At 75.2% G+C, this 23,503-nt stretch carries 22 protein-coding genes and 1 pseudogene; 8 read left to right on the top strand and 15 right to left on the bottom strand.

From position 1 onward, the window contains the following. Positions 1 to 18: 18 nt before the first annotated feature. On the bottom strand, positions 19 to 774 hold the full coding sequence (locus EDD32_RS10700; protein ID WP_123917362.1) for a DUF3152 domain-containing protein: 756 nt from the start codon (positions 772 to 774) through the stop codon (positions 19 to 21). A gap of 174 nt (positions 775 to 948) precedes the next feature. Between EDD32_RS10700 and EDD32_RS10695 the strand changes: the two genes are divergently transcribed. Together EDD32_RS10695 and EDD32_RS10690 are read left to right on the top strand one after the other, a co-directional pair. Beyond that, the gene (locus EDD32_RS10695; protein WP_123917360.1) at positions 949 to 1,173 is read left to right on the top strand and encodes a DUF3107 domain-containing protein; all 225 of its coding nucleotides are present in this window, start codon (positions 949 to 951) and stop codon (positions 1,171 to 1,173) included. Positions 1,174 to 1,422: 249 nt separating this feature from the next. After that, a complete protein-coding gene (locus EDD32_RS10690) occupies positions 1,423 to 3,036 on the top strand; it encodes a DEAD/DEAH box helicase (RefSeq protein WP_123917358.1) in 1,614 nt (537 codons plus the stop codon). A 71-nt stretch (positions 3,037 to 3,107) separates the two neighbouring features. Here EDD32_RS10690 and EDD32_RS10685 read toward each other — a convergent pair whose 3' ends face one another. Both EDD32_RS10685 and EDD32_RS10680 read right to left on the bottom strand, forming a co-directional pair. Next, the gene (locus EDD32_RS10685; protein ID WP_123917356.1) at positions 3,108 to 3,731 is read right to left on the bottom strand and encodes a MarC family protein; all 624 of its coding nucleotides are present in this window, start codon (positions 3,729 to 3,731) and stop codon (positions 3,108 to 3,110) included. Continuing rightward, entirely contained in the window at positions 3,728 to 4,570 is an 843-nt protein-coding gene (locus tag EDD32_RS10680; RefSeq protein WP_123920466.1) for a PHP domain-containing protein, read from the bottom strand. Before EDD32_RS10680 ends, EDD32_RS10685 begins: the two co-directional genes overlap by 4 nt. Before the next feature lie 109 nt (positions 4,571 to 4,679). On the opposite strand from EDD32_RS10680, the gene EDD32_RS10675 reads away from it, so the two are divergent. Further along, entirely contained in the window at positions 4,680 to 6,290 is a 1,611-nt protein-coding gene (locus EDD32_RS10675; RefSeq protein ID WP_123917354.1) for an aminopeptidase P family protein, read from the top strand. 6 nt (positions 6,291 to 6,296) lie between these two features. On the opposite strand, the gene EDD32_RS10670 is transcribed toward EDD32_RS10675, so the two are convergent. The 3 genes and pseudogenes from EDD32_RS10670 to EDD32_RS10660 all read right to left on the bottom strand — a co-directional run. Beyond that, positions 6,297 to 7,142 (bottom strand): sugar phosphate isomerase/epimerase family protein, encoded by an 846-nt coding sequence (locus tag EDD32_RS10670; RefSeq protein WP_123917352.1) that lies wholly within the window; start codon positions 7,140 to 7,142, stop codon positions 6,297 to 6,299. 2 nt (positions 7,143 to 7,144) lie between these two features. Continuing rightward, a complete protein-coding gene (locus tag EDD32_RS10665) occupies positions 7,145 to 8,020 on the bottom strand; it encodes a YflT domain-containing protein (protein ID WP_211338798.1) in 876 nt (291 codons plus the stop codon). 252 nt (positions 8,021 to 8,272) lie between these two features. Continuing rightward, positions 8,273 to 8,659 (bottom strand): annotated as a pseudogene (locus tag EDD32_RS10660) (DoxX family protein); the annotation flags it as partial. A 196-nt stretch (positions 8,660 to 8,855) separates the two neighbouring features. Between EDD32_RS10660 and EDD32_RS10655 the strand changes: the two are divergent. The 3 genes from EDD32_RS10655 (at position 8,856) to EDD32_RS10645 (ending at position 11,993) form a co-directional block, all read left to right on the top strand. After that, positions 8,856 to 10,151 carry a magnesium transporter MgtE N-terminal domain-containing protein gene (locus EDD32_RS10655; RefSeq protein WP_246006084.1) on the top strand — a complete coding sequence of 432 codons (1,296 nt, stop codon included), beginning with the start codon at positions 8,856 to 8,858 and terminating at the stop codon, positions 10,149 to 10,151. After that, complete coding sequence (locus EDD32_RS10650; protein ID WP_123917346.1) at positions 10,144 to 10,794, top strand: DUF1003 domain-containing protein; 651 nt, start codon at positions 10,144 to 10,146, stop codon at positions 10,792 to 10,794. Before EDD32_RS10655 ends, EDD32_RS10650 begins: the two co-directional genes overlap by 8 nt. 65 nt (positions 10,795 to 10,859) lie before the next feature. Continuing rightward, positions 10,860 to 11,993 (top strand): Mrp/NBP35 family ATP-binding protein, encoded by a 1,134-nt coding sequence (locus tag EDD32_RS10645; protein WP_425459482.1) that lies wholly within the window; start codon positions 10,860 to 10,862, stop codon positions 11,991 to 11,993. 27 nt (positions 11,994 to 12,020) lie between these two features. Here the strand turns inward: EDD32_RS10645 and EDD32_RS19495 are convergent, their stop codons facing one another. From EDD32_RS19495 to sigE, 4 genes are read right to left on the bottom strand one after another with little or no spacing between them, the layout of a single operon-like run. Then, positions 12,021 to 12,590 carry a twin-arginine translocase TatA/TatE family subunit gene (locus EDD32_RS19495; protein ID WP_246006083.1) on the bottom strand — a complete coding sequence of 190 codons (570 nt, stop codon included), beginning with the start codon at positions 12,588 to 12,590 and terminating at the stop codon, positions 12,021 to 12,023. Between the two features lie 45 nt (positions 12,591 to 12,635). Further along, entirely contained in the window at positions 12,636 to 14,420 is a 1,785-nt protein-coding gene (locus tag EDD32_RS10635) for a trypsin-like peptidase domain-containing protein (RefSeq protein ID WP_123917342.1), read from the bottom strand. A 29-nt stretch (positions 14,421 to 14,449) separates the two neighbouring features. After that, positions 14,450 to 15,355 (bottom strand): anti-sigma factor family protein, encoded by a 906-nt coding sequence (locus EDD32_RS10630; RefSeq protein WP_123917340.1) that lies wholly within the window; start codon positions 15,353 to 15,355, stop codon positions 14,450 to 14,452. Then, entirely contained in the window at positions 15,355 to 16,020 is a 666-nt protein-coding gene (sigE, locus tag EDD32_RS10625) for an RNA polymerase sigma factor SigE (protein WP_123917338.1), read from the bottom strand. Before sigE ends, EDD32_RS10630 begins: the two co-directional genes overlap by 1 nt. A 174-nt stretch (positions 16,021 to 16,194) precedes the next feature. Here sigE and EDD32_RS10620 point away from each other — a divergent pair, with 174 nt between their 5' ends. Continuing rightward, the gene (locus EDD32_RS10620; protein WP_123917336.1) at positions 16,195 to 16,827 is read left to right on the top strand and encodes an O-methyltransferase; all 633 of its coding nucleotides are present in this window, start codon (positions 16,195 to 16,197) and stop codon (positions 16,825 to 16,827) included. On the opposite strand, the gene EDD32_RS10615 is transcribed toward EDD32_RS10620, so the two are convergent. From EDD32_RS10615 to EDD32_RS10595, 5 genes are all read right to left on the bottom strand, one after another. Beyond that, a complete protein-coding gene (locus EDD32_RS10615) occupies positions 16,786 to 18,366 on the bottom strand; it encodes a leucyl aminopeptidase family protein (RefSeq protein ID WP_211338797.1) in 1,581 nt (526 codons plus the stop codon). The two genes, EDD32_RS10620 and EDD32_RS10615, sit on opposite strands and share 42 nt — an antisense overlap. A gap of 202 nt (positions 18,367 to 18,568) precedes the next feature. After that, on the bottom strand, positions 18,569 to 18,736 hold the full coding sequence (locus EDD32_RS10610; protein WP_123917334.1) for a DUF3117 domain-containing protein: 168 nt from the start codon (positions 18,734 to 18,736) through the stop codon (positions 18,569 to 18,571). A gap of 91 nt (positions 18,737 to 18,827) precedes the next feature. Next, positions 18,828 to 19,706 carry an LOG family protein gene (locus EDD32_RS10605; protein WP_123917332.1) on the bottom strand — a complete coding sequence of 293 codons (879 nt, stop codon included), beginning with the start codon at positions 19,704 to 19,706 and terminating at the stop codon, positions 18,828 to 18,830. Beyond that, the gene (gene dapE, locus EDD32_RS10600; protein ID WP_123917330.1) at positions 19,703 to 20,893 is read right to left on the bottom strand and encodes a succinyl-diaminopimelate desuccinylase; all 1,191 of its coding nucleotides are present in this window, start codon (positions 20,891 to 20,893) and stop codon (positions 19,703 to 19,705) included. Before dapE ends, EDD32_RS10605 begins: the two co-directional genes overlap by 4 nt. Positions 20,894 to 21,057: 164 nt before the next feature. Further along, a complete protein-coding gene (locus EDD32_RS10595; protein WP_123917328.1) occupies positions 21,058 to 22,566 on the bottom strand; it encodes an NAD(P)H-quinone dehydrogenase in 1,509 nt (502 codons plus the stop codon). Positions 22,567 to 22,639: 73 nt separating this feature from the next. On the opposite strand from EDD32_RS10595, the gene EDD32_RS10590 reads away from it, so the two are divergent. Further along, positions 22,640 to 23,473: a purine-nucleoside phosphorylase gene (locus tag EDD32_RS10590; protein WP_123917326.1), complete on the top strand. Its 834-nt coding sequence runs from the start codon at positions 22,640 to 22,642 to the stop codon at positions 23,471 to 23,473. The last annotated feature ends 30 nt before the right edge of the window (positions 23,474 to 23,503 follow it).

The following is a 23,503-nucleotide window of genomic DNA, read 5'->3' as shown; positions in this document are numbered from 1 at the left end:
GACGTGGCGCGTCCGACCTCACCCGGCCAGGGCGTCCCAGCCGTTGGGCAGGCAGCCGCCGAGGTCGATGCTCTGCTGGACCATCACCGGCGCGACGGTGCCCGGCGCGGGGCAGGTGACGTGCGGGCGGCCCAGGAGGTGGCCGACCTCGTGGTTGACGAGGTACTCGCGGTAGTCGGTGAGGTCCGCGCCCGCGGCGAGGAAGGACTCCGCCCCGGAGGACCACCGCTCGGCGTTGAGGACGGCTCGTCCGTTGCGCCCGCAGGAGTACTCCCCCATGGTCCGCAGCGGGACGCAGAGCTGGTCGGTGGTGGCCCCGGAGGCGAGGACGACCGAGATCTCCGCCTCGCCGTCGGTGCGGGCGAAGGCGACCGAGCCGTCGTGGCCCCAGCCCCGCTCGTCGTTGAGGACGTCCATGACGAGCTGGGCGAACGCCGTCCCGTCCACCGGGAGGCCCTCCTCGAACTGCACCCGGACCGTGCGGACCCCTTGCGCCGGCCGCGGGGCCTCGGCGGAGCCCGGGACGGTGACGAGGTTCCCGGAGGCGGCCGCGGGGACCTCGTCCGCGGTGAGGCCGGCCCGGGCCCGCTCCGAGCGCTCGGTGCCGGCGGGCGGCCAGGCGGAGATGTCGGGGTCGGGCGTGCGGGCCGAGGCGCTCACGAGAACCGCGGTGGCCACCGGACCCGCCGCCGTGGCCGGCGCGAGGGCGGCGGCCGGCGCGACCAGGCCCGCGAGGGCGAGCAGGGTGGCGACGGTGGCGGGGGCGGGACGCACGGACCCATCCTCTCACCGCCGTGGCGGCCGACGGCTCCGCCGCCGGGTGGCCGGCGCGTGACACGGGCCACGCCAGGTCGTGGCCCGGACCGCCTCCTCCGGCCCGGGCGGGCGCCGTCGGTCTCACCACCTACGATGGGCGACAGCATCGACCCCGCATGAAGGAGGAGCACCGTGGAGATCACCATCGGCGTCCGGAACGTCGCACGCGAGATCAGCCTGGAGTCCACGCAGAGCCCGGACGAGGTGCTCGCGGCCGTGCGGACGTCGCTCAAGGACGCCGCACCCCTGGTCCTGGAGGACGAGAAGGGCCGGCACGTCGTCGTCCCCGCCGAGGCCCTGGGCTTCGTCGAGCTCGGCCCGACCGAGCAGCGCCGAGTGGGCTTCGGCCTCGTCTGAGGTCGGGGACGGGGGCCACGCCGCCCCGGGTGACCACCCTCACGCCGCCCGGTCAGCACGACCGGGCGGCTTCGCGCTACCCTGGGGAAGTAAACGGTTGCCCGGTCGTCTCGTAGAAACCTGAGCCTGAAGCCGCCGACGCGGCACGACATGATCACGATCGGCTGCCACGACATGGTGGAGCCAGCACCCCGGCAGAGCCGGTGCGGTGCCGGCCGTCCGCCTCGAGCGACAAGGCGACAGCTGAACATGACCGAAACCAACGCCTCCGGCGTCCTCGACGTCGTCGAGACCCCCGTGCTGCCCGTGACCGACGAGATCACGCCCGACATCACCGACGACGGGACCGCCACCGCCCACCTCGAGGAGAAGTCCTTCGCGGACTTCGGGGTGAGCGAGCCGATCGTCGGGGCGCTGCGCGACGTCGGCATCACCCACCCGTTCCCCATCCAGGCGCTGACCCTGCCCGTGGCCCTGAGCGGCCACGACATCATCGGCCAGGCCAAGACCGGCACCGGCAAGACCCTCGGGTTCGGCATCCCGCTCCTCGAGCGCGTCTTCGCCCCGGGCGAGGACGGCTGGGACGACCTCGAGGGTGCCGGCGCCCCGCAGGGCCTCGTCATCGTCCCCACCCGCGAGCTGGCCAAGCAGGTCGCCGACGACCTCACCGCCGCCTCGCGCCGGCGCAGCGTCCGGATCGTCCAGGTCTACGGCGGTCGCGCCTACGAGCCGCAGATCGAGGCCCTCGGCCGTGGCGCCGAGGTCGTCGTCGGCACGCCGGGCCGCCTCATCGACCTGCTCAAGCAGCGCATCCTCGACCTCTCCCGGGTGCGGACCGTGGTCCTCGACGAGGCCGACGAGATGCTCGACCTGGGCTTCCTGCCCGACGTCGAGACGCTCCTGTCCAAGACCCCGCCCACGCGGCACACGATGCTCTTCTCCGCGACCATGCCCGGCGCGGTCGTGGCCATGGCCCGGCGGTACATGTCGCGGCCCACGCACATCCGCGCCCAGGACCCCGACGACCAGGGCGCCACGGTGAAGAACACCCGTCAGGTGGTCTACCGCGCGCACGCCCTCAACAAGGTCGAGGTGCTCTCCCGCATCCTCCAGGCCGACGGGCGGGGCCTGACGATCGTCTTCACCCGGACCAAGCGGACCGCGGCCAAGGTGGCCGACGACCTCGCCGAGCGCGGGTTCGCCTCCGCGGCCATCCACGGCGACCTCGGCCAGGGGGCCCGCGAGCAGGCCCTGCGCGCGTTCCGCGCCGGGAAGGTCGACGTGCTGGTCGCGACCGACGTCGCCGCCCGCGGCATCGACGTCGACGACGTCACGCACGTCGTGAACTACCAGTGCCCCGAGGACGAGAAGATCTACCTCCACCGCATCGGCCGGACCGGCCGCGCGGGCAACACCGGCACAGCCGTGACGTTCGTCGACTGGGACGACATGCCGCGCTGGTCGCTCATCAACAAGGCGCTGGGCCTGGGTGCGGCGGAGCCGATCGAGACCTACCACACCTCGCCCCACCTCTACGCCGACCTGTCGATCCCCGAGGCAACGACGGGGCGCCTGCCCCGGTCGGCCCGCACGCGCGCCGGGCTCGCGGCGGAGGAGATCGAGGACCTCGGCGAGACGGGCAAGCGCCACGGCGGCGGCCGCACCGGCGGGGGACGCGGGCGCGAGGGCGACCGGGGCCGCGAGGGCGACCGTGGACGCGACGGCGGACGCGGTCACGACGGCGGCCGGGGCCGGGGCTCGCACGCCGAGCGCCCCGCCGAGAGCGACCCCGAGCGTCCGCGCCGGTCCAGGTCGCGCCGTCGTACGCGCGGCGGCCAGCCGGCCGAGGACACCCAGGGCTGAGGCAAGACGGCGCGCCCCGCCGAGGGGCGCGCCGTGCGGGAACCATTGACCCCTCGGGCCGACCCTCGCGGCTAGCCCCGGGCGTCGAGGAAGGCGAACACCGCGTCGGCCATGAGCTGGACGGCGATCGCCGCCAGCAGGAGACCGGCGAGGCGCGTGACCAGCGTCGTGCCGCCCTCGCCGAGGACCCGGTGGATCACCACCGCGAAGCGCATCGCCAGCCAGAGCACCACGTGGATGGCGACCAGCGCGAGACCGATCGCCACCCGGTCGCCGGTCGAGCCGTCCGACTGCTCGACCGCCAGCATCGCCGCGACGATCGCGCCGGGCCCGGCGAGCAGCGGGGTGCCCAGCGGCACGAGGGCGACGTTGACCCCCGAGGCCGACGGGGTCGGCTCCTCCGCCTGACCCGTCAGCAGCTCCATCGCGACCAGGAGCAGCAGCAGCCCGCCGGAGAGCTGCAGCGCCGGCACGGAGATGTGCAGGAAGCCGAGGATGTACTGGCCGAAGAGGGTGAACGTCAGGATCACGCCGAAGGCCACCAGCGTGGCCTGCCGTGCCGCCGCGCGGCGCTGGGCGCCCGTCATCCGTGAGGTGAGAGCCAGGAAGACGGGCACGGTCCCGGGCGGGTCCATGATGACGAAGAGGGTGAAGAAGGTCGTCGACATCAACGTCAGGTCGATGTAGTCGCTCACGGGCGCACCACCGGCAGGAACCCCTCGCTCTCGATCATCGACAGGACGGCCGGCGCCGTCGTGCGCTCCCCCAGGCGGTTGGGCTTGCCGGCACCGTGGTAGTCGCTCGAGCCGGTCCGGGCCAGGCCCAGCCGTGACGCGAGGGCCTCGAGGTGCTCGACGTCGGCGGCGGTGTGGTCACGGTGGTCGATCTCGAGGGCCGCGAGCCCGGCAGCGGCCATCGCCGCCACGACGGCGTCGGTCACGACCCGCCCGCGGGCAGCGGCACGCGGGTGCGCCATGACCGGCACGCCCCCGGCGGCCCGGACCATCTCGACCGCCTCGACGGTGTCGGGCGCGTGGTAGGGCACGTAGTAGCGCCCCCGTACCGACAGGATGGTCTCGAAGCAGCTGGACCGGTCCGGCGCCAGGCCGGCGGCGACCAGGGCGTCCGCGATGTGCGGCCGGCCCACCGTCGCCCCGTCGCCGACCTGCGCCTCGACGTCGGCCCAGGTGATCGGGTAGTCCCGCGATATCCGCTCGACCATGTCGCGGGCCCGCTCGTCCCGCGAGTGCCGGGCGCGCAGCATCTCCGCCGCGAGCTCGGCGTCGTCGGGGTCGTGGAGATAGCTGAGCAGGTGCACCGAGATCCCGCGGGACTGCGTGGAGAGCTCGGTGCCGCGCACGAGCGCGACCCCCGTGGCGGCGACGGCGTCCTGCGCCTCGACCCAGCCGCCGACGGTGTCGTGGTCGGTCAGGCCGAGTACGTCGATCCCGGCCGCGGCGGCGGCATGCATGAGCTCGGTGGGCGACTCCGTGCCGTCGGAGGTGGCGGTGTGCGCATGGAGGTCGATGCGCATCCCGGACACACGGGCAAGGGTACTGGTGCGGCACCGGTGCCCCGTGCGGCGGCGGAGGCACGCGCGCCCCGGTGCGCACCGTGTCGGCCGCCGGTGCGATCATGGCGCCATGACCGACGAACGACGCGACTCCGCCGCCCCGGACCGGGGCCAGGACGCCCCCGCACCCACCACGGGCCCGGAGGCCCAGCCCCTGTCCGAGCGCGGTGACAACCGTTCCCAGCGGCCCACGAGCCAGGCCTTCCGCGAGTTCATCGCCGACGGCTGGGGTCCGCGGCCGGACCTCCTGCCCGAGCGCTCCGCCGCGGCCGACCACGCCGCCGCCCGCCGCGCCGCCGTCGGCCGTCTCTTCCCGGGTGAGCGGCTCGTCGTGCCCGCCGGCGGTCTCGTCACCCGCAACAACGACAACGACTACCGCTTCCGGCCGCACTCGGCCTTCGCCCACCTCACCGGGCTGGGCACCGACGAGGAGCCGGACGCCGTCCTCGTCCTGCACCCCCTGGACGAGCCGGCCGACGGCGAGCCGGCCGACGGTCAGCCGGCCGACGGCGACGCACCCACCCACGAGGCCGTCCTGTACTTCCGTCCCCGCGCGGGCCGCGACACCGAGGAGTTCTACGCGGACTCCCGCTACGGCGAGCTGTGGGTCGGGGTGCGGCCCTCCCTGGCGGAGGTCTCCGCCCGCACGGGACTGCGCGCCGAGCACATCGACAGCCTGCGCGACGCGCTGGCCAAGGACGCCGGCGCCGGCCAGGTCCAGCTGCGGGTGGTCCCGCAGGCCGACGCCGCCGTCGAGGCCGTCGTGGCCGAGGTCCGCGCCCAGGCCGGGCAGAGCGTCACCGAGGGGACCGACGCCGACCTCGCCGTCGCCCTGTCCGAGCTGCGCCTGCGCAAGGACCCGTACGAGGTCGACCAGCTCCGTGAGGCGGTGGCCGCCACCGCGGAGGGCTTCGACGACATCGTCCGCGCCCTGCCGCGGGCGGTGGCGCACCACCGGGGCGAGCGGGTCATCGAGGGCACCTTCGCCGCCCGCGCCCGCGAGAACGGCAACGGCGTCGGGTACGAGACGATCGCCGCCGCGGGCAACCACGCCAACACACTGCACTGGATCGGCAACGACGGGCCCGTGCGCGCGGGGCAGCTCGTCCTCGTCGACGCCGGCGTGGAGGTCGACTCCCTCTACACCGCGGACATCACCCGCACCCTCCCGGTGGACGGGATCTACACCCCGGCCCAGCGCAAGGTCTACGAGGCGGTCCTCGAGGCGGCCGACGCCTCGTTCGCCCGGGCCGGGCGGCCCGGCGCCCGCTTCCGCGACCTGCACGCCGCCGCGATGGAGGTCCTGGCCGCCCGCCTCGCCGAGTGGGGCATGCTGCCCGGCACGGCCGAGGAGTCGCTGGCGCCGGAGGGCCAGTACCACCGGCGCTGGATGGTGCACGGCACGAGCCACCACCTCGGGCTCGACGTCCACGACTGCGCCCAGGCCCGGCGCGAGATGTACCTCGACGCCGAGCTCGCCCCGGGCATGGTCTTCACCATCGAGCCGGGCCTGTACTTCCGGGAGGACGACCTCAAGGTGCCCGAGGAGCTGCGCGGCATCGCCGTGCGGATCGAGGACGACGTGCTCGTCCGCGAGGACGGCACGGTGGAGAACCTCTCCGCCGCCATCCCCCGCGAGCCCGGGCAGATCGAGGCGTGGATGGCCTCGCTCCGCGGCTGAGCCTCCCTACCCCTCCTCGGGGACCTCGACGAGCGCGGCGACCCGCCGGCTCTCGCCGGTGGCGAGGTGCTCGCGCCCGAAGGCGAGAGACTCCGCCAGGGCCGCCCTGCGGTCCTCCGGCGACATCTTGCGCGTGTTGACCTCCACCACGACGCTGCCGTCGAAGCCCTGGGAGCCGAGCATGTGCAGCACCTCCGCGCAGGGCTGCTCGCCGTGGCCGGGCACGAGGTGCTGGTCCATGAACGTGGGCGTGCCGTCGGCGAGGTGGAGGTGCGCCAGCCTCGGCCCGAGCTCGTCGGCCATGGCGAGGGAGGCGTCGGCGTCCATGCCCGCGGTCGCGGTGTGCGACAGGTCGAGGGTGACGTGGGTGTAGTCGTGCTCGAGGGGGTCCCAGCCCGGCAGGTACGCCTGCATCACCCGCTCGCGCTTCTTGGTCCGCGCCCGCCAGGGGAACATGTTCTCCACCGCCAGGCGCATGTCGTCCAGGCGCTCCCGCTCGGCGATCGCACCGACGAAGTGCTCGGCGTAGGCGCGCTGCCACCGGAACGGCGGGTGGAGGACGACGACGTGGGCGCCGACGTCGTGGGCGAGCTCGGTGGACCGGTCGACCTTGTCCCACGGGTCCTTGCCGTAGACCCCCTGGGTGAGCAGGAGGGTCGGGGCGTGGATGGAGAGGATGGGCAGCTCGTAGGTGTCCATGAGCTCACGGAGCTTGACCTCGTCCTGGCTGTGGGGGTCGCGCAGGACCATGACCTCCACGCCGTCGTAACCGAGCTCCTTGGCCAGGGCGAAGGTCTCGGTGACACCCGCGGGGTAGACCGAGGACGTCGACAGCCCGACGGGGATCCCCATGCTCACTCCCTCCGCTCGCCGCCGGCCTCGTCGCGGTCGGGCCGGGTCTCGGGGTCGCCGGCGCCCTCGAGGTCCTCCAGGCGCAGACCGTAGCGCGGACGCTCGGTCCTCGCGGTCCTGCCGGCGCCGGCGCCGGCCGTCGCGCCGGCGTCGGCCGTCGGGGCGGTGCCCTCGGCGGGCACCGCCGCGGTCCGCTCCGGTGCCGGAGCCGTCGGTCGCTCCGGAGCCGCTCCGCCGGAGCGCCACGGCGTCCCGGGGGCGGCGTAGGGGTTGTCGTGGCTGTCGGGTGCCGGCCGACCGGCGTCCGCCCCGCCCTGACCGGGCGCACCGCCCTGCCCGGGCGCACCCCCCTGCCCGGGCGCACCGCCCTGCCCGAGCACCGGCGCACGCGACCCCGGCGAGGCCGCGACGGAGCGCAGGAGCTGACGGGCCTGCCCCGCGCTCTCGGCCGCGCACAGGATGGAGTACCGCCCGGCCACGACCTGGCTGGCGGAGGTGAAGTCCCGCTTCCCCCCCGTGAACGCGTAGGACACCACCGCGAACAGGATGCCGAACGCCACACCGATGAGGACGCCCGCCACCACGGGAAAGGTGCCCTCGGGGGTGAAGACCCAGTACACCAGCGCGATCATGAGACCGAACCAGGCCCCGCTCATCGCCCCCGCGCCGGCGACGCGGGCGTAGGTGAGGCGCCCGGTGATCCGCTCGACCATGCGCAGATCGGTTCCCACGATCGTCACCGCCCGCACGTCGAAGGCCTCGTCGGAGAGGCGGTCGACGGCCTGCTGGGCCTCGAGATAGCTCGTGAAGGAGGCCACCTCCACGCCGGTGGGCAGCGTGGGGAGCCTGGGGTCGGTCTGCTTGCGCGTGGACGGCATGGGTCGATCTTCCACCCCTGGCGCGGGCGTCGCCACGCGTTCCACCTTCCGGGCCGCCCGCCGGCCGACTCCGACGACGAAGGGCCCGCCCCGAAACGGGACGGACCCTTCTGTCCGGTCGGAGCGCCGGCGAGGTCAGGCGGCGGCGGGGACGGACCGCACAGCCGTCCTGGCACGGGCGACGACCACCAGGGCGGCGAGGACGCCGAGCGCGATCGCGCCGAGGCCCACGACCGGCGAGAGCTGGAGGCCGAGCACGGCGTCGAGGGAGTACGCGCCGGGGCCGGTCAGGGCGACGGTGGCGCCCACGACGGCGAGGACGAGAGGCAGCTCGTAGCCGCCGCCGGTGTTCCACAGGCCGCTGGCGGCGTGGGTGGAGGCGGCGACGACCATCGTGCCGACGATCGCGGCCGAGGCCAGCGGGGTGAGCAGGCCGAGCACGAGCAGGAGGCCGCCGACGAGCTCGGACAGGCCGGCGACGACGGCCATCGCCCGGCCGGGCCGGAAGCCGATGGACTCGAACCAGCCCCCGGTGCCGGCGACGCCGTAGCCACCGAAGGAGCCGAAGAGCTTCTGGGCGCCGTGACCGACGAGGAGGGCGCCGACGACGACGCGGACGAGGAGGAGGCCGATTTCCATGGTGAGCCTTTCGAGCAGAGGTCAGGGGTACGAAGGAGTCAAGTTAGATGAGCCTTCAACCATTCCGCCGTCGAGCGTCGCGTACGTCACACGCCCTCCGCCGCAGTCAGTGACTCCGTCGGCCGTCCCCCTGCCCCACCACCACCCGGTCCGCTCGCCCGACCACCGACCGGGCGCCACGACTAGGCTGACCGGCGTGAGCACGCCCCCCGCCCGCCCGAACCCGCCGAGCCGCGTCTACGTCGCGCGGCTGGCCGGCACGGCCGTCTTCGACCCCCTGGGCGACCAGGTGGGGCGGGTCCACGACGTCGTCGTCCTCATCCGCCTCAAGGGTGCCCCGCGCGCCGTCGGCCTCGTCGTCGAGGTGGCCAGCAAGCGGCGCGTGTTCGTGCCGCTGACCCGGGTGACCAGCATCGACGCCGGGGCCGTCATCACCACCGGCCTGGTCAACATCCGCCGGTTCCAGCGCCGCGCCACCGAGACCCTCGTCGTCGCCGAGCTCCTCGACCGCACCGTGACCCTGCGCGACGGCTCGGGCACCGCCGTCATCGAGGACGTGGCGCTGGAGCAGCGCCGCACCGGTGACTGGATGATCACCAAGCTCTTCGTCCGCCGCCACACGGGCCGCACGGGGCTGCTGCGCCGGGGCGAGGCGTTCGTCGTCGACGTCGAGGAGGTCACCGGCCTCGCCGGCGGCCGGGCCCAGGGCGCGACCGCCCTGCTCGCCACCCTCGAGGGCCTCAAGCCGGCCGACATCGCCGACGTCCTGCGCGACCTGCCCGACGTCCGGCGCCTCGAGGTGGCCAGCGAGCTCGACGACGAGCGGCTCGCCGACGTCCTGGAGGAGCTCGGCGAGGAGGACCGCGTGGCGATCGTCTCGGCCCTCGACGTCGAGCGGGCGGCCGACGTCCTCGACGCGATGGAGCCCGACGACGCCGCCGACCTCGTCTCCGAGCTCCCCTCGGACAAGGCGCGCGACCTCCTGGAGCGGATGGAGCCCGAGGAGGCCGAGGACGTCCGCCGGCTCCTGGCCTACGACGAGCACACCGCCGGTGGCCTCATGACCACCGAGCCGCTGGTCCTGCCGCCCGAGGCCAGCGTGGCCAACGCCCTCGCCCACGCCCGCCGCACCGACGTCACCCCGGCGCTGGCGGCGATGATCTTCGTCGTGCGGCCCCCGCTGGAGACCCCCACGGGCAAGCTGCTCGGCGTCGTGCACCTGCAGCGGGCGCTGCGCGAGCCGCCACACACCATGCTCGGGACGATGCTGGACAAGGACGTCGAGGCGGTGCTCCCCGAGGACCCCATCGGCAAGCTCACCCGGCTGCTCGCCACGTACAACCTCACGGCCCTGCCTGTCGTGGACGCCGGCGGCCGGCTCCTCGGCGCCGTCTCCGTCGACGACGTCCTGGACCACCTGCTCCCCGACGACTGGCGCGACGCGGAGGACGAGGTCACCGACGAGGCGATGACGAGGACCGCCCATGGCTGAGCGCCTCGACACCCCCCTCGAGGCACGCCGGCGGTGGCGCCCGCGCGTGGACCCCGAGTTCTTCGGGCGCACCTCGGAGTCGATCGCCCGGTTCATGGGCACCCCGCGGTTCCTCGTCTACCTCAGCGCGTTCGTCGCGATCTGGCTCGCGTGGAACACCTGGGGACCGGTGCCGCTGCAGTTCGACTCCGCCGCCCTGGGCTTCACCGCCCTGACCCTCATGCTGTCGCTGCAGGCGTCCTACGCCGCCCCGCTGATCCTCCTCGCCCAGAACCGCCAGGACGACCGCGACCGGGTCGCGGCCGAGCAGGACCGGCAGCGCGCCGAGCGCAACCTCGCCGACACCGAGTACCTCGCCCGCGAGATGGCGGCCCTGCGGCTGGCGATGAACGAGGTCGCCACCCGCGACTTCGTGCGCTCGGAGCTGCGGGGGCTGCTCGAGGACATCGTCGAGGAGCGCGAGCTGCGCATCCGCGAGCTCGAGCAGGAGCTCTCCGACATGGAGCGCACCGTCGAGCGCGCGGGCGCCCGCCCGAAGGGCAAGGGCGGCAAGGGCAAGGGCCCCCGCCCGTCGGCCTCGTCCCCGGACGCACCCGGGCCCGGCGCCGCCGGGCCGGCCGGCGTCGGGCCGGGCGGCGACTGAGACCGTCGGCGGGGGCGACCGAGGGCCGACGAGGGTGGGGTCCCGGGCGGCCTACGATGGAGGGCATGAGTGCACCCACCGTCGAGGCCGTTCAGGCCGAGCTCGGGAACGTCCTGGACCCCGAGATCCGCCGCCCGATCACCGAGCTGAACATGGTCCGCTCCGTGGAGGTCGAACCCGGCGGTCTCGTCGTCGTCGGGGTCGACCTCACCACGGCCGGCTGCCCGCTGAAGGACACCATCACCCGCGACGTCACCAACGTCGTCGGCGCCATGGACGGTGTGAGCGCGGTACGCGTCGAGATGGGGGTCATGACCGAGGAGCAGCGCAAGGCCCTGCGCTCCCAGCTCCGCGGCGGTGAGGCCGAGCCGGTCATCCCGTTCGCCCAGCCCGGTTCCCTCACGCGCGTGTACGCCGTCACCTCCGGCAAGGGCGGGGTGGGCAAGTCCTCGGTGACGGCCAACCTCGCGGCGGCGATGGCGGCGGACGGCCTCAAGGTCGGCGTGGTCGACGCCGACATCTACGGCTTCTCGATCCCGCGCATGCTCGGTGTGACGTACCCGCCGACGAAGGTCGACGACATGATCCTGCCGCCGGTCGCGCACGACGTGAAAGTCATCTCCATCGGGATGTTCACCCAGAACGGCCGGCCGGTGGTGTGGCGCGGGCCCATGCTCCACCGCGCGCTGCAGCAGTTCCTGGCCGACGTCTTCTGGGGCGACCTGGACGTGCTGCTCCTCGACCTGCCGCCCGGGACCGGCGACATCGCCATCTCCGTCGCGCAGATGCTCCCGAGCTCCGAGGTGCTCGTGGTCACGACACCGCAGGTGGCCGCCGCGGAGGTGGCCCAGCGTGCCGGGATCATCGCCGAGCAGACGCACCAGCACGTCGTCGGGGTCGTGGAGAACATGTCGTGGCTGGAGCAGCCCGACGGCTCCCGCCTGGAGATCTTCGGCTCCGGCGGCGGCGAGCGCGTCTCGTCCGAGCTCGGCACGGCACTGGGCTACCCGGTCCCGCTGCTCGCGCAGGTCCCGCTCGACCAGGAGCTGCGCGAGGCCGGCGACGACGGTCTGCCCCTGGTCCTGCGTGACGGCACCAGCCCCGCGGCCGAGGCGCTGCGCGGTCTCGCGCGGTCGCTGTCGCACCGCGCCCGCGGCCTGGCGGGCCGCTCGCTGGGGATCAGCCCGCTGGGTCGCTGAGCCCGGCGCGGCGTCGCCGGACCTGGCTCAGGTGGCCTCGTCGTCGAACGGGACGACGTAGGCCGCCGGGTCGGCCCCCTCAGGCACCGCCCCGACGCCGTCGCCGGTCGCCGGACCTTCCGCCGACCCGCTCGCCGGACCGTCCGGGGGCTGGGGCCGGGTGCCCGCCGGCGGGACGACACCGGCCCCGGGTCCCGCGACCGCCCCGGCGCCTGCCCCGACGGCTGCCGCGGCGCCCATCGCACCGGCGACGGCGCCCGCTGCGGCGGTGCCGGTGGAGGGTGTCACGGTCCGGGGGGCGGGCCGACGTCGCGCGGCGGGCGGGCGGGCCGGACGCACCGCCGCAGGCGGTTCGTCCTCCATGAGGGCCTCGCGCACGATCCGGCGCGGGTCGTACTGGCGGGGGTCGAAGACGGCGAGGTCGTCCATCTCGGGACCGAGCTCCTCGCGCACCTTCTCCTTGGCCCCGGTGGCGAGGTGCTTGAGCTCGCGGGTGAGCCGGCCGAGCTGCTGGGCGACCTCGGGCAGCCGCTCGGGCCCGATGAGCAGGAAGGCGAGCACGATGAGGACGATCCACTCGCCTCCGTTGATACCCACGGCGTCAGGATACGGGGCGGGCACCGCCCCGGCGGGCGCCGTCGGTCACGGCCCCTCCCCCAGGACGACGTCGACCTCCCGCTCGTCCGCACCGCGCCTGACCAGGAGCGTCACCGTCTCGCCCGGGGCGCGGGACCGGATGGCCACGATGAGCTCGTCGGGATCGGTGACCGGGCGACCGTCGATGGCGAGGATGACGTCGCCCGGCTCGATACCGGCCACGGCGCCGGGCCCGCCGGAGGTGACGGCCTCGGTGTCGCCGTCGTCGTCGGTCATCACCTGCACGCCCTCACCGGAGTACCGGGTGTCGAGCGCGACGCCGATGATCGGGTAGGTGGCCCGCCCGGTGGCGATGAGCTGCTCGGCGGTGCGCCGGACCTGGTTGGCGGGGATCGCGAAGCCGAGGCCGATGCTCCCGGTGGCCTGCGAAGCCCCCGGGGTCTGGGCAATGGCGCTGTTGATGCCGATGACCTGGCCGGCGGCGTCGACGAGCGGCCCGCCCGAGTTGCCGGGGTTGATGGCGGCGTCGGTCTGGATGGCGTTGATGAAGGTCTGCGCGGTGCTCCCCGCGCGGACGGGCCTGTTGAGCGCGCTGACGATGCCGGTGGTGACCGTGCCCTCCAGGCCGAGGGGCGCGCCGACCGCGATGACGGGGTCCCCCACGGCGATCGAGTCCGAGTCCGCCAGGACCAGCGGGATGAGGCCCGTGCGCTCCACCCGCAGGACGGCGAGGTCGTAGTCGGAGGTTCGACCGACGATCTCGGCCGCCTCCTGCGCCCCGTCGGGGAAGACGACGACGACGCTGCCGCCGTCCGCCGCGACCTCGATGACGTGGTTGTTGGTGACGAGGTAGCCGTCCTCGCGTAGCACCATGCCCGTGCCGGAGCTCGCCTGCCCTCCGCCCTGCGCCTCGATGTAGACGGTCGAGGGCAGGACCTGCTCGGCGATGCCGGCGACCGACTCCGGCGCCCGGTCCGCCCCGGCACCGGAGGAGACGGGCAGCGTGGCGGACGCGCCGGCGGTCCCGACGTCGAGGAAGGACCGGGCCCCCAGCGCGCCGAGCAGCATCCCGGTGACGAGTGCCAGCAGGACGAGGAGCACGACGACCCCGCGGGCGACGCCGCGGCGCTGCCGCTCCGGCTCGGGCTCGGCGGGTCCGTACCGGGCCCAGCCCGCGGCCTCCGGCGATGGCGCGAAGATCGTGGCGACGCCGTCCTGGGGCGGGGCCGCACCGGGCCCGCCGGGCTCGGCCGAGCCAGGTCGTCGCCAGGGACCGGCGTCCTGCGTCGCGGCGGGGCCGCTCGTCCACGGCACGCCCCGGCTCGTGGCCGGCTCACCCTCCGGGCGCCCCCACGGTCCGGCCGGACCGGCGGTGGTGGCGGCGTGCCGGGCCACGTCCAGCGAGGCGCCGCCGCGGCCGGGTGTCTCGTCCAGCGGGCCGCCGGGGTGGCCGAGGGTCCAGCCAGACGTCTCGGCCGGCCGGGTGCCCGGTCCGGCGGCCGGCGCCGGGCCGAACGCCCGGGGCGGCGGGTAGGACGGGGGGCGAACCGGTCCGGCGTCCGACGGCGGCGGGGCGGGCCAGGAGGTGGGCGCGGCGCGGCGCGGCGATCCGTCCTCGCCCGCGTGGGCGCTCGTCCGGCGTCGCCGCCAGCGGGCCCCGAACCGCCGTCCGGCGGCGTCGTCCCGGTCGAGCGCGGGCCCGCCCGGCGCCGCGTCACCGTGGCCCACCCGGTGGTAGGGCTCGGGGCGCGGCGCCGGGGTGGCCTCGTAGTCGTACGGCGACGCGCCCGCGGGTGCCCCGGTATCCCGGCCCGGGGGTTCCTCGTCCATGGGAGTTCCTTCCGTCCCGGCGGGCGGGGTCACGGCGCGTCGACCAGGAGGTCCGTCCAGGCGACGATCGTATGCCAGCCGCGACCGAGTCGGTCCCCCATCCCGGCGCCGGGCTCGGTGGCGGGGAAGGCGGCGGCGACGGCGCGGGCGAGGGCAGGGTCGTCGGGGGCGGAGACCAGGACGGTGACGTCGCCGCTCTGGAGCACCAGGCGGGTACCGGACCCGGGCAGCTCGAAGACGTTCTCGCCGTCGACCACGCTGAGGCCAGTGAGCGAGTCCGGGTCGAGCACCGCCTGCTGCTGCAGCACGTCCACCGGGTGGCCGTCGAGCACGACGCTCAGCTCCAGGACCTCCTCGCCGCTGCGGCCCTCCACGGCGGTGACGGAGGTGATCCTGGCGTCCTCGGGGAGCGCCACGGGCGGCGCCCAGCCGTGCTCGCCGAGCCAGGTCAGCGCCGCCGCGGTGGTGCCGCCGGCGCTGGCGGTGAGGGTGTCGGCGGAGACGACCAGCTCGGTCTCGTGCCGCTCCGGCCCGGCGAAGCGGGCGAGCATCGCGGCCGGGTCCCCCGTGCGCTCGGCGAGCGTCCCCACCACGACGAGGGCGCCGGCGGCCCCCGCGAGGACCGCGGTGGACCGCAGCGCCAGCCGGCGGCGGGTCCGCCCGCTGGCCAGCGGTGCCCACGCCCGGCCGGCGGCGGCCCGCACGCCCTGGGGCGCCTCCGGGACGTCCCGGGCCAGGGCCATGAGCCGGTCGGTGAGCTCGGGGCTGGGGCGCACGTCGCAGGCGGAGGACAGGTGCCGCCGGGAGGCCCGTTCGACGGCGACCTGGGCCGCGCACAGCTCGCAGTTGACGAGGTGGGCCAGGGCCGCCTCGGCACGCTCGTGGGGGAGCTGGCCGTCGACCAGTGCGCTCACGTCGTCACCGAGGTGCGCCATCACGCCCTTCCCGCGCTCACGGGCTGCGGTGCCGTCGCCCCGGCCGGGCGGCGGTGCTCGAGCTGCTCGCGCAGCATGGCGCGGGCACGGTGGATGCGTGAGCGCACGGTCCCCATCTTGATGTCCAGGGTCGCCGCGATCTCCTCGTAGGACAAGCCCTCGATGTCGCACAGCACGACGGCGGCCCGGTACCGCGGCGGCAGCGCGTCCAGGGCGGCCTGGACGTCCAGGTCGAGGTGCGCGTGCTCGAAGCCCCGCTCGGGCTCGTCGGTGTCCCGGGCGGCGGGCAGCCGCTCGGTGGCCTCACCGATCGGGTCCAGGCGCAGCCGCGAGCGCCGACGGGCCTGGTCGAGGAAGAGGTTGGTGGTGATGCGGTGCAGCCAGCCGTCGAAGTTGCCGGGCTGGTAGCTGTGCAGGGACCGGAACACCCGCACGAAGGTCTCCTGGGTGAGGTCCTCGGCGTCGGCGCGGTTGCCCGTGAGGCGGTAGGCGAGCCGGTACACGCGCGGGGAGTGCTCGGTGACGATCTGCTCCCAGCTCGGCGGCGCCCACACCGGCAGCTCGTCAGTGGTGGTGGCACGGTCGTCCGCCCCTGGGTCGCCGGGGCCGGTCACACCGGTGGGCCGGGGCTGCGGCTGACCTGCGGTCAGGCCGGCGTCGGGCATCTCGTCCTCGTCTCGCGTCTGCGTGAACGTCCATGCTAGGGACCGAACCTGGAAGCCGCCTGGGAAGGGCGCGGACGGCGGGACCGCCGAGCTCCCACCTGCGGCGGCGCCGCACCGGTAGCATCGGCACGTCCCACCCGCGGCCACCGGCCGCCGAGCTCCCTGGAGGCCATCATCACCGCCGACAAGGCCCTGTCCTGGGCGTACACCGAGGAGTTCGTGCCCGAGGACGAGCCGGCACGTGAGGCCCGGATGCGCGCCGAGGAGCTCGGCGTCACGCCCGTCCACGCCGGCACCGGTGCGGCGCTGCGGCTGCTGGCCGCGGCCTGCCAGGCCCGCTCGGTCGCCGAGGTGGGCACCGGCACCGGCGTCTCGGGCCTGTGGCTGCTGGCGGGGATGAGCGACGACGGCGTCCTGACGACGATCGACCGGGAGACCGAGCACCAGCGCGCCGCCCGGGAGGCCTTCGCCGCCGCGGGCCACCGGCCCGCCCGCACCCGGCTCATCGCCGGCCGGGCGCTGGAAGTCCTCCCCCGGCTCGCCGACGGCGCCTACGACATGGTCGTCCTCGACGGCGACCCGGCCGAGGCCGCCGAGGACGTCGAGCAGGCCGTCCGGCTCCTGCGGCGCGGCGGGGTGCTCGCCGTCAACGCCGCCCTGTGGCACGACCGGGTCGCCGACCCCGCCCGCCGCGACGAGGCGACCGTCGCCGTGCGCGAGCTCGGCCGCAGGGTGCGCGAGGACGAGCGTCTCGTCCCGGCCCTGCTACCGAGCGGGGACGGGCTGCTCGTCGCCGTGCGCCGCTGAGCCGACCGCCCGCAGGTACTCCACCAGCAGGCGCGCGCCGTACCCGGTGGGCCCGTTGGCCGGGACCTCGCCCTGCTTGCTGCCCGCACGGCCGGCCCCGGCGATGTCCAGGTGCGCCCAGGGCACGTCGGCGGCGAACCGCTGGAGGAACAGGGCCGCGGTGATGGACCCCCCACCCACGTGCGGGTCACGCACCGCGTGGGCGACGTCCGCGACGTCGGAGTCCAGCGCCGGGCGGTAGTCCGCCACGAGCGGCATCCGCCACGCGGGCTCGCCGGCCCGGCCGCCGGCGGCCAGCAGGTCCGCCGCGAGGCCGTCGTCGGTGGCGTAGAGGGCGGCGTGGCCGCGGCCCAGACCCTGGCTGGCGGCACCGGTGAGCGTCGCGACGTCGACGACGACGTCGGGCGCCAGCTGCTCGACGGCCCACGCGAGGGCGTCGGCCAGGACCATCCGGCCCTCGGCGTCGGTGTTGGAGATCTCCACCGTGGTGCCGTCGTAGGTGCGCACGACGTCCCCGGGGCGGTAGGCCGCCCCGCCGACGGCGTTCTCCGCGAGCGGCAGGACCGCGGTCGCCCGCACGGGCAGCGCCAGGCGTGCGGCGCCGAGGACGGCCGCCAGGACCGCAGCCGCGCCGGCCATGTCGGTCTTCATGGGCACCATGGCCTCGCGGGGCTTGATCGAGATGCCGCCGGTGTCGAAGGTGATGCCCTTGCCCACCAGCGCGACGACGGGGGCGTCGTCGGCGGCGGGCTCCCACGTCAGGGTGACCAGCCGCGGCGGGGTGACGGAGGCGGCGCCGACGGCCAGGACGGCGCCGAACCCGTGCCGCTCCAGCCAGTCCTCGTCGCGGACCTGCGCGCTCAGCGTGCCCGTGCCGGCAGGGACCTCGGCGGAGACCGCCGAGGCGAGCTCGAGGACCTGGTCGGCGAGCCAGCCGGGGTTCTTCGTCGACGACGGCGTGGCTGCCAGCACGCGGGTGAGGAGCGTGGCCTCGACCCCCGTGCGCGCACGGGCCAGCGCGTCCGCCGTGGCGCCACCGCGGGTGAGCAGGACCAGCCGGCGCGCGGGTGGCTTGCCGTCGGGCTCGCGCGCGGTGCGGGGCATGCGGAACGAGGCGAGGAGGAAGCCCTCCGCGAGGGCCTGGAGCCGGTCCTCGCCCGCCCCCGGTGGGAGCACGAGCACGACGGTGTCCCGGCCGGTCGCGGCCCGGCCCAGCGCCAACCCCGCCCGCCGGGCGTCGTCGGCGCCGCCGTCGCCCTCGCCGAGCAGGACGACCCGGCCCGGGAGACCCTCCCACGGCGCGGCGCCGCCACCACGCAGGTGGAGAAGGGTCACCACGGCGCTCGCGCCGCCGTCGCCCTCGAGGGAGTCGGCGTCCCTGGCGAGGTCGACCCCGTACAGGTCTGCGGCGTCGTCGACCGTCCCGGAGGTGTCCCGGACGACACCGAGCACCTCTGCGCCCAGGGCACGCCAGGACGCGGCGGGGTCGGAGAGCGACTCGTCCAGGACGACGATCTCGGGCAGGACCGGCTGGATCACGGGGACGTCCTTTCATGGGTGGGCGTGGGTACCGGCGGGATCAGGCCGAGGGACGAGCCTTCGGCCGGGGGTGCAGGGCGGCGGCCCGGGGGTGCAGGGAGGCGGCCGGGGCTGCAGGGGGACGGCCGGGGGTGCAGGGGGGGACGACGACGGCCGGCCAGCAGGGCTGGCCGGCCGTCGCCGGTGCTGCGGTTCTCGGTGCTCAGCCGGCGACGGCGCTCAGCGCCTCGCTCAGCTCGCCCGCCTCGGCCGGGGTGAGCTCGACGACAAGGCGACCTCCACCCTCGAGCGGCACGCGCATGACGATGCCGCGTCCCTCCTTGGTCACCTCGAGCGGGCCGTCTCCGGTCCTCGGCTTCATCGCGGCCATGTGGTGCACCCCTCATTCTCGGTGGATCCTCGACCACCCGGACCGCTCGCGTCGCGCGCAGCGGCCGATGATCGCCGGGGCCCAGTCTAGATCACTCGGCCGCCCAACCTGCCTCGGACGCGGCCGCAGCCTGCGACTGCTGCTCCCTGACCAGCAGCTCGACACCGGACAGCACCGCCTCCACCGCCTCCTCGGCCGTGTCGACGACGGGCAGGAGCTCGAGGTCGGGCGGCGCGATGGTGCCGCGCGTGACCATCGTCGTGCGGATCCAGTCCACGAGGCCACCCCAGTACTCGCGCCCCACCAGGACGATGGGGAACGAGGACACCTTCTGCGTCTGGACGAGGGTGAGGGCCTCGAAGAGCTCGTCCATGGTGCCGAACCCGCCCGGCAGGACGATGAAGCCGTGGGAGTACTTGAGGAACATGGTCTTGCGGGCGAAGAAGTACCGGAAGTTGACCCCCAGGTCGACCCACCGGTTCATGCCCTGCTCGAAGGGCAGCTCGATGCCCAGGCCCACCGAGACCCCGCCGGCCTCGCACGCGCCCTTGTTCGCGGCCTCCATGACGCCCGGGCCGCCGCCGGTGATGACCGCGAAGCCCGCGGCGACGAGCCGCTGACCCACCTCCTCGGCGAGGGCGTACTCGGCCTCGTCGTGCCGGATCCGCGCGGACCCGAAGACGGAGATGGCCGGTCCGAGGTCGGCGAGGGCGCCGAAGCCCTCCACGAACTCGGACTGGATCCGCAGCACCCGCCAGGGGTCGAGGTGGAGCCAGCTGACGTCCTGGTCGGGCTTGAGGAGGCGGGCGTCGGTGGTCTCGCCCGGGATCTGGCCGCCGCGCAGCAGCACCGGGCCCCGGCGGTAGCCGTTGCCTCCGTTCGTGGTCTCGCCCCGCTGGGTGGCGCCACCGGTGGGGGCACCGGTGTCGTCCCCGCCGCGGGCGTGGTGGTTGTGCACCTCTCGCGTCATGTCCCCATTGTCCCGCCGTCGGTGGCCCCCGCGAGCCAGGAGCCCAGGGCGCGCGCGCACGTGCGGATCTGGCCGACCGGGCACCGCTCGTCGTCGGCGTGGGCGAGCATCGGGTCACCGGGGCCGAAGTTCACGGCCGGGACGCCGAGCTCGGCGAACCTCGCCACGTCCGTCCACCCGTACTTGGGCCCGGGCGCACCACCGGTCACGGCGGTGACCGCGGCGACGAACCCGGCCACCAGGGGGTCGTCCAGCCCGGGCCGGGCACCGCGGGCCAGATCGGTGACCTCCACGTCGAAGCCGTCGAACACCTCGCGCACGTGGGCCTCCGCCTCGGCCGGGGTGCGGGATGGCGCGAAGCGGTAGTTGACGGTGACGACGCACTCGTCGGGGATCATGTTCGTCGCAATGCCGCCGCGGATGCCCACCGCGGACAGGCCCTCGCGGTAGACGAGCCCGTCGACCGGGACCTCGGCCGGGGTGTACCGGTTCAGCCGGGCCAGGACCTCCCCGGCGGCGTGGACGGCGTTGACGCCCCGCCAGGCGCGCGCCGAGTGGGCGGTGCGGCCGTGGGTGCGGACCTCCGCGCGGAGGGTGCCGTTGCACCCGCCCTCGATGCCCCCCGCGGTGGGCTCGCCGAGGACCGCGAGGTCGCCGCTGACACAGTCGGGCCGGGTGCGCACGAGCCGTCCCAGACCGTTGAGGTCGGCCTCGACCTCCTCGTGGTCGTAGAAGACCCACGTGACGTCCCAGAGCGGCTCGGTGACGGTCGCCGCGAGGTGGAGGGCGACGGCGACGCCGCCCTTCATGTCGGTCGTGCCCCGGCCCCACAGCTCCTCCTCGCCGTCGTCGCCCCGGCGGCGGCCGGTGGGCAAGTTCTCCTTGACCGGAACGGTGTCGATGTGGCCGGCGACCACCACCCGGCGGTCGCGTCCGAGCCGGGTGCGCGCGACGACCGCGTCGCCGTCGCGCAGCACCTCGAGGTGGGGCCGGTCTCGGAGCGCGGTCTCGATGGCGTCCGCGAGGGCGGTCTCCTCGCCGGAGACCGAGGCGATGTCGCACACCGCGGCGGTGAGGTCGACGACGTCGGTGCTCGCGAGGTCCGGCAGGGTGGGGCGCCCCGCGGGCGAGGCGGCCGGGGCGGTCGCGGCGGTGCCGGGCGGGGCGGGGGTCGGCGAGGCGGACATGGACCGACCCTAACCGCCGTCCGCCGCCGGGGCGTCGGGCGCAGCGGCACGAACGATCCCTCTGTCGCCGAACGATCCCCGCAGACCGCTCTCACTCGACAACAACGCGATCGCTCGGCAACAAGGGGATCGCTCGGCGTCCGGGCCGGACCCGCGCGTCCTCGTCAGGCCCGGTGGAGGGTCCGGGCCGCCTCGGCGATGGAGCCCGTGAGCGAGGGGTAGATCGTGAAGACGTTGGCGAGCTGGTCGACGGTCAGCCGCTCGGTGACGGCGATGGTGATCGGGTAGACCAGCTCCGCCGCGCGCGGGGCGACGACCACGCCGCCGAGCACCGTGCCGGTCGACCGGTCGGAGAACAGCTTGATGAACCCCTCCTTGATGCCGAGCATCTTCGCCCGCGGGTTGCGCGAGAGGGGCAGGCGGGTCACGTCTCCGTCCACCTCGCCGTCCTCGATCTGCTTCTGGGTCACGCCGATGGTGGCGATCTCGGGTGCGGTGAAGATGTTCGCCGCGACGACGCCGAGGTCGAGCGGGGAGACGGCGTCACCGAGGGCGTGCCACATGGCGATCCGGCCCTGCATCGCTGCCACCGACGCCAGCGGCAGGACCCCGGTGCAGTCGCCGGCGGCGTAGACGCGCAGTGCCCGCGTACGCGAGACACGGTCCACCTGGACGTGCCCGGAGGGGCTGAGCTCGACCCCCGCCTCCTCGAGCCCCATGCCTGCGGTCGCCGGCACGCCGCCCACCGCGACCAGGCAGTGCGAGCCCTCGACCACCCGGCCGTCGGTCAGCTCGACCGCGACGCCGTCACCGGTGCGGGTGACCCCGGCCGCCCGCGAGCGCGAGAGCACGGTCATGCCGCGGCGCCGGAACACGGCCTCGATGAGCTCGGCGGCGTTCTCGTCCTCGCCCGGCAGCACCCGCTCCCGGCTCGAGACCAGGGTGACCTGGGCCCCGAGGGCGTTGTAGGCACCGGCGAACTCCGCCCCGGTCACGCCCGAGCCGATGACCACCAGGTGCTCGGGGATCTCGGTGAGGTTGTACATCTGCGCCCAGGTGAGGATCCGCTCGCCGTCGGGCTCGGCGGTCGGCAGGATGCGGGGGGTGGCGCCGGTGGCGACGAGGACGATCTCGGCCTCGTCCCGCAGCTCCTCGCCCTCGCTGGTCGTGATGAGGACGTCCCGCGTCCCCGCAGGGCTGAGGCCGGGCGCGAGCCGGCCGGTGCCGAGGGTGATCTGGACACCCTCGCGCTCGAGGCGGCCGCGGATGTCGCGCGACTGCTTCTGGGCGAGCCGGACCACGCGCCGGTCGACGACGTCCATGTCGGCCCGCAGCGCACCCCCGGCGCCGTCGTCCTCGGCGCCGATGCCCAGCTCGCCCGCCTGCTCGGTGACGGTCATCCACTCGGCGGTGGCGATGAGGGTCTTGGAGGGGACGACGTCGGTGAGGACGGCTGACCCGCCCATCCCCTGCCGCTCGACGACGTGGACGCGCGCGCCGAGCTGGCTCGCGACGAGGGCCGCCTCGTACCCGCCCGGTCCGCCGCCGATGATGACGACGCGCGAGCCCTGGCGCACCGGGGACGCCCCCGCGTGGTGCTCGGCGGCCGGAGCGGCGTGCTCGGCCTGGTCGGGCGGCGGGACGGGTCCGGGTGCGGTGCTCACCCGAGGCATTGTGCCCCCGCCCCACCCCGGGGCGCCCCCGGGGAGACTCGGAGCGGTGCGGGTTCGCGATAACGTCTGGCCCATGAGCGTGCCCGTGCCCGACCTCGACGACCCCCGTACCGACCCGCAGGACGTGGCCCGTGCCGCCGCCGCGCGCCTGGCCGAGGTCACCGGCGTCGAGCGCCACGACGTCGCGCTCGTGCTGGGCTCGGGCTGGGGCGGCGCCGCCGACCTGCTCGGCGACGTCGTCGCCGAGGTGCCGGCGGACGAGGTCCCCGGCTTCACCGCCTCCGCGGTCGTCGGCCACGCCGGCACCCTCTCCTCCGTCCGGGTCGCCGGCACGGACCGCTACGCGCTCGTGCTGGGCGCGCGGACCCACTACTACGAGGGCCGGGGCGTGCGGCGGGTCGCGCACGGCGTCCGCGTCGCCGCGGCGGCGGGCGCGCGGACGCTCATCCTGACGAACGGCTGCGGGGGGCTGGAGCCGGGATGGGCGCCGGGCACCCCGGTGCTCATCAGCGACCACATCAACCTCACGGGCACCTCCCCGCTGGAGGGCGCGACCTTCGTCGACCTCACCGACCTGTACTCGGCGCGCCTGCGGGCCCTCGCCCGGTCGGTGGACCCCGAGCTCCCCGAGGGCGTCTACGTCCAGTTCCGCGGCCCCCACTACGAGACGCCGGCGGAGGTCCAGATGGCCCGCCGCCTGGGCGGGCACCTCGTGGGGATGTCCACGGCGCTCGAGGCCATCGCCGCCCGGCACGTGGGCCTGGAGGTGCTCGGCATCTCGCTGGTGACCAACCCCGCCGCCGGGATCTCCCCCACGCCCCTGTCCCACACCGAGGTCCTGGAGGCCGGCCGGGCTGCGGGTCCGCGGATCTCCCGCCTGCTGGCCGAGATCGTCCGCGCCATCTGAGCAGCCGCGCGGGGCGTGCCCGCGCGCACG

Origin of the sequence: Georgenia muralis (genome assembly GCF_003814705.1) — a bacterium.
Taxonomy (GTDB): Bacteria; Actinomycetota; Actinomycetes; order Actinomycetales; family Actinomycetaceae; genus Georgenia; species Georgenia muralis.
The sequence above is the reverse complement of the archived record's forward strand: the minus strand, read 5'-3'. Positions and strand labels throughout refer to the sequence as shown.

Coding starts and splice junctions, on each gene's coding strand:
- EDD32_RS10645 (WP_425459482.1), top strand. CDS start 10,860: ATGAGTGCACCCACCGTCGAGGCCGTTCAGGCCGAGCTCGGGAACGTC.
- EDD32_RS10590 (WP_123917326.1), top strand. CDS start 22,640: ATGAGCGTGCCCGTGCCCGACCTCGACGACCCCCGTACCGACCCGCAG.
- EDD32_RS10690 (WP_123917358.1), top strand. CDS start 1,423: ATGACCGAAACCAACGCCTCCGGCGTCCTCGACGTCGTCGAGACCCCC.
- EDD32_RS10670 (WP_123917352.1), bottom strand. CDS start 7,142: ATGGGGATCCCCGTCGGGCTGTCGACGTCCTCGGTCTACCCCGCGGGT.
- EDD32_RS10635 (WP_123917342.1), bottom strand. CDS start 14,420: ATGGACGAGGAACCCCCGGGCCGGGATACCGGGGCACCCGCGGGCGCG.
- EDD32_RS10595 (WP_123917328.1), bottom strand. CDS start 22,566: ATGCCTCGGGTGAGCACCGCACCCGGACCCGTCCCGCCGCCCGACCAG.
- sigE (WP_123917338.1), bottom strand. CDS start 16,020: ATGCCCGACGCCGGCCTGACCGCAGGTCAGCCGCAGCCCCGGCCCACC.
- EDD32_RS10650 (WP_123917346.1), top strand. CDS start 10,144: ATGGCTGAGCGCCTCGACACCCCCCTCGAGGCACGCCGGCGGTGGCGC.
- EDD32_RS10605 (WP_123917332.1), bottom strand. CDS start 19,706: ATGACGCGAGAGGTGCACAACCACCACGCCCGCGGCGGGGACGACACC.
- EDD32_RS10675 (WP_123917354.1), top strand. CDS start 4,680: ATGACCGACGAACGACGCGACTCCGCCGCCCCGGACCGGGGCCAGGAC.
- dapE (WP_123917330.1), bottom strand. CDS start 20,893: ATGTCCGCCTCGCCGACCCCCGCCCCGCCCGGCACCGCCGCGACCGCC.
- EDD32_RS10630 (WP_123917340.1), bottom strand. CDS start 15,355: ATGGCGCACCTCGGTGACGACGTGAGCGCACTGGTCGACGGCCAGCTC.
- EDD32_RS10610 (WP_123917334.1), bottom strand. CDS start 18,736: ATGGCCGCGATGAAGCCGAGGACCGGAGACGGCCCGCTCGAGGTGACC.
- EDD32_RS10665 (WP_211338798.1), bottom strand. CDS start 8,020: ATGCCGTCCACGCGCAAGCAGACCGACCCCAGGCTCCCCACGCTGCCC.
- EDD32_RS10680 (WP_123920466.1), bottom strand. CDS start 4,570: ATGCGCATCGACCTCCATGCGCACACCGCCACCTCCGACGGCACGGAG.